We start from the raw sequence: 4408 nt of genomic DNA, 5'->3' as shown, positions 1-4408 counted from the left end.
ACTTGTTTCTTCCATCCATAACGGAAGCCAGTGCATCCGTAAACAGCTTCTGTCATTCTCCGGGAGGGCGATCGCTCCTTCAAATCAAAGCCTCTAAATATCACTCAAACTCAGTTTCGCAGAAAGATTTTAACAAATCGATACAATTAGCGATCGCTCCTAAATGAGCAATTTCATAGCCATGTGTATTTTGGGTGGGAAATGCCAAACACGCAGCACGTCCAACATGCCCAAATTTCATTGCAATTGAAGCATCACTACCAAACCCACTTAGAGTTGTTAACTGTATTGGTATATCGAGTTGCTTGGCACTATGGCGCAGTTGTCCATTTAGCCCCTCATCATATATCCCATAAGCATCTTGAGTTAAAAGTACAGGACTTTCCCCATCTTTAACAGGATATTCGTCAGATAATGGACAAATTTCTAAAGCAATCAAGGCATCCAAACGCTGATTTTGGGTGAAAAATAGCGCTCCAATTGCCCCCACTTCTTCTTTTGCTGAAGCGACTAGATAAACATCAACAACTGGCTGTTTCAGGTTTTCAGCCAAAGCTAACAGAATCGCAACAGAAGCTTTATTATCCAAGGTGTAACTGGCAATATGATCTTTTAACCGAATTGGATGCTTGCGATGCTTGCCGATCACCATTCTAGTTCCAGGTCGAATGCCAGCAGTTTCTAATTCAGCAGATGTGAGTTTCGTTTCAATCCAGGCATTTTCCCATTTAACAGCAGTATCTTCCTGCTGCACTTTCTGGGGCGATTCGTGAGAAACATGGCGGGAACCAAAGCTGAGAATACCGTTAATGGTTTCGTTATCTCCAATTAAATCGATAACGCCTTCGCCGTAAACCCACGGAAAAGAACCGCCGAGTTTGCGGACTTCCACACGACCTTCATCACCGAGACTCTTGACAATTGCGCCAATTTCGTCTTTGTGTGCGGTGATGGCGATCGCTCTGTCTGAATTTTTCCCTGGAATCTTGGCAATAATATTATCGGCGCGATCGCACCATACTTCTACACCCAGCGCCGCAAATCGTTGCATCAACAACTGATTAATCTCAGCTTCTACACCACTAGGAGAATGGTGCATGACTAATTCTTCAATAATTTCAAATAAGCGATCGTAATCCCACATCAATCAGTTAGTTCAGTTTTCAACTGTTGTATGAGACAATTGTGCATCAATAACCCGACCTGCTGATACAAGTGCTGATCTTTTTTGTTGACGCTTCAGCACTCCTATCGCACCAAAAGCACCAAGAGCTAAAATCCCCAAGTTTATCGCAGGTTCCGGGACAGACTTAGACTCAATCGCCGCTAGTGCAGTTTCTGCTACTAACTTATGAACAGCAGTCGTTGGATGGAAATCATCCCAGAAGAAAAACTTGTTGTTACCTGGGTCACATATATCTAGCCTAGAGAGACAAGACTCAGTTACATTTGTAAAACCTAATGCACTTGTCTGATTAAATAAAGAAAAAGTATCAATAGGGATGATGTTGAGATTTGCGTTTTGGCTCAAAGCGTTCACAGTTGTTGCTAAACCCAAATTAAACTCATTAGTCGATTTACTAAGGGTTGCAGGGTTGCGATCGTCAATTGTAGCTGCTAGGATCTTTCCCAAATCTGACAAGTTAAACACCAAAATATTTTTCGCGCCGATTCCTACCAGAGTATTCAACGCCAGAGATATATTATTGATTGGCGTGCTAGAGTCTTCGGGGCTAAGAAAAAGAAAATCATTTGCACCTCCCCACAATGTATAAAGCGCATCTGGATTAGCAGTTTGATTATTTGCTTGCAGAGTTCCAGCAAAACCAAGGACTTGTTCGAGTACTCCTGGTAAATTTGCAATGGGAACGACAGCATTACCTGAACCAGAGCTAGCACCACCAAAAGCAAAGTTTATCCCTTGTGTAGAAGGTGTGGAAGGAATAGTACTGAATAAAGTAGGCTTTAACCCTAGCTGATCTCCGAGATAATCTATCCAGAGTGGCCCATCGGAAAAACGTCCTTCAAAGTAAGGTGGGCTTTGAGGGAACGTTCCTCCAGTAGCATTATATATATTGCCTGTATCAGAAAGACTATCGCCAAATACATAAAGCTGATCAAAACCAAAACTCGCAGCTGAGGCTTTGGTCGGCAACATGAAAGATAAGAGAACAAATCCTGCTGCTACAGCTTGTTTTTTCATATTTTTTTACCCGTGATATTTTTTAATTTGTTTAAAAGTAATGAAAGGGCGATAGTCTGACGACTTATCTTTTGACTTACTTCAAAACTAAGTACGCCTATTAAGTTAACTTACGTTGTTTTACTTAACTATGCACCAAAAATTCATTAAACACGGGTAAAAACGCTGAAAATACCTAGATTTACATTTTCTTGATAAAAAATAATTATTTTGCAAAGAAATGGCAAATTTTACGACCTTTTAGAAGGGAATTGCTCACTTTTATGCTGCCGATAGACTAACCGCCTTTTGATTTCAAAGCTTCAGTAGCCGACATACCCTCACCCTGAGTGCCAAAATACCACAAAGCTGTAGCAGCCTCAGCACGAGTTACTGGTTTTTTGGGTTGAAACAGAGTCGTATAACCAAACACCCGGCGAATATTCGATTGTTCGCCATTCTGATAATCAGCCAGCACTGCTCTTAAAGCCTTGGGGTCAATTCGCGCTGCATCTTGAAAACCCCAGGTTTGTTTGACCGCATCTAAGTTAGCAGAAGGTAAAGCTTGGCGAGTATCTAGGGGTAATTTCCACAGCAGCAACTGTTCCCGCGTTAGGGGTGCATCAGGACGAAACAAAACTACTGTAGAATCTCCAGACAAAGGACTAGGAATTAATCCAGCTTCGGCTAATCCCTGAATTTCTGGGAAATCAGGGTCTTTTGCAGACACATCACTAAAAACTGGTTGAGTAGTTTCTGATGCCAAACGAATTTGTTTAGCTGGATTGCTGGCATACATGGCATTATTCGCAGCAATTAACCAACGGGCGTATTCCCGATGCGTAATGATTTTACCGGGTTCAAACTGGTTAGTTGTGGTAGTGGAGTTGCTCTTAGTTGCTTCTGGTTCTATAGATAAAACACCTAATGCAGCTAAGTCTTGGATGTGTTGCCGCCATTCTTGCGGTGCCTTATTCAGATCGTTGAATTCCTGAGATTCGGCTGTGGCTGTAGGAGTTGCTTGATTATTCGCCGTACTTGGTGGCTGTGCTGCCAAGTTCGCAGGTGGTACTGGGCCAATGAATTGGGCATCTCCTGGTTGAGGAAGGGTGTTAGTAGTTTCGTTAGGATTGGTAGTTGCGCTAGGTTGTGCCGTTGCAGTACTATTCGGTACGTACTCAATCAGTAATTCAGTGGCTGTTTGGGGTTGATTAGGTGTGGCGTTAGTAACTGATTTAGGCTGAATGGAAACCTGCAACAGCAAATCGTTACGGCGTGCCTCATACGCACCTCCGGCATTATCAGCTGGCTGTTGCAAAATCTGCCAGTTATTTGTTTGAAACTGGCTGCTATAAAAGCTAGCAATAAAGTTGCTAGGGTCAGAACTTAACCAACGAGTTGAGATTCTGTTTTCTGAGCCGCTAGCAGGTGTAACTTCCTGTAGCTTGGCATTGGGATATAGTGGGATATCTTTGGGAAAATCAGATGGTAATTGAACTACTGATTCGTTTGGCTGTGCTTGTGGTAGGTTACTCTGAGATTCTCCAAAGACAACTGGATTGCTTTGCAGGTTAGGATCTGCCGCCAAAGATTGCTCAAGGTTTTTGGCGGATGGACTGTTAGCACAGGCTGTTAACGAAGTCAGTAGAACAGCCAAACTCAGAAAGACAGCTGGATGTTTACAGGGAAGCACAGGAAATCACAAATTGAGTTTCAATTCCTACCCTAGCGCAGACTGTTCATTAAATGGGATTGGCGATTAAGAAAGCAGCAGGGAAGTAGAGGAGAATGGAATTTCACCTCTGGGTATTAGCCCCTCTGCTTCTTCATATCACCGAAAGACACTACCGACTCACTGCGTCCTCTTGGTAAGTGCCCTATTTGGTGAAGATGATGGATGATCGCTCAAAAATTTAGTAAACGGTAGCAGAAGCTACCGTGTTGTCTTTGTTTTACAGCCATTAGGTTTGATAATTCCCATGCTTATTTATAGAGTTCCCTAAAATTATCGCAAACTAACATTTTCGGGAAAAAGATATAAATAAAGCTGTAATGCTTGCTAGGTAATAGTTTTATGATTTGGTTGATTAAAGCTATTACTCCACGACAGGCATCATGGCAAGTTAGGGGAGTTCGTAGCTGGCTAGAAACTGATCAGAATTAATGTGGCAAACTACTAGTGGTCTGGCAAGTCAACTTTGATGGGTGAGACATCTGGGTACAGCC

The 4408-nt window shown here is 42.6% G+C and carries 3 protein-coding genes; all 3 read right to left on the bottom strand.

The window, feature by feature from the left end:
* Positions 1-100: 100 nt before the first annotated feature.
* Positions 101-1144, bottom strand: coding sequence for a M42 family peptidase (locus VB740_RS35940; protein ID WP_323204576.1), 1044 nt, complete (start codon positions 1142-1144; stop codon positions 101-103).
* A 12-nt stretch (positions 1145-1156) separates the two neighbouring features.
* The gene (locus VB740_RS35935) at positions 1157-2203 is read right to left on the bottom strand and encodes an SGNH/GDSL hydrolase family protein (RefSeq protein ID WP_323204575.1); all 1047 of its coding nucleotides are present in this window, start codon (positions 2201-2203) and stop codon (positions 1157-1159) included.
* Positions 2204-2480: 277 nt separating this feature from the next.
* Entirely contained in the window at positions 2481-3875 is a 1395-nt protein-coding gene (locus tag VB740_RS35930) for an S-layer homology domain-containing protein (RefSeq protein ID WP_323204574.1), read from the bottom strand.
* Between the last annotated feature and the right edge of the window lie 533 nt (positions 3876-4408).

The sequence above is a fragment of the Nostoc sp. UHCC 0251 genome (assembly GCF_034932245.1).
Classification (GTDB): Bacteria; Cyanobacteriota; Cyanobacteriia; order Cyanobacteriales; family Nostocaceae; genus Nostoc.
This window is presented reverse-complemented; position numbering and strand designations above follow the sequence as displayed.

Bases quoted from the DNA above. Each gene is read 5' to 3' on its own strand.
- VB740_RS35940 (WP_323204576.1), bottom strand. From the start codon at position 1,144: ATGTGGGATTACGATCGCTTATTTGAAATTATTGAAGAATTAGTCATG.
- VB740_RS35935 (WP_323204575.1), bottom strand. From the start codon at position 2,203: ATGAAAAAACAAGCTGTAGCAGCAGGATTTGTTCTCTTATCTTTCATG.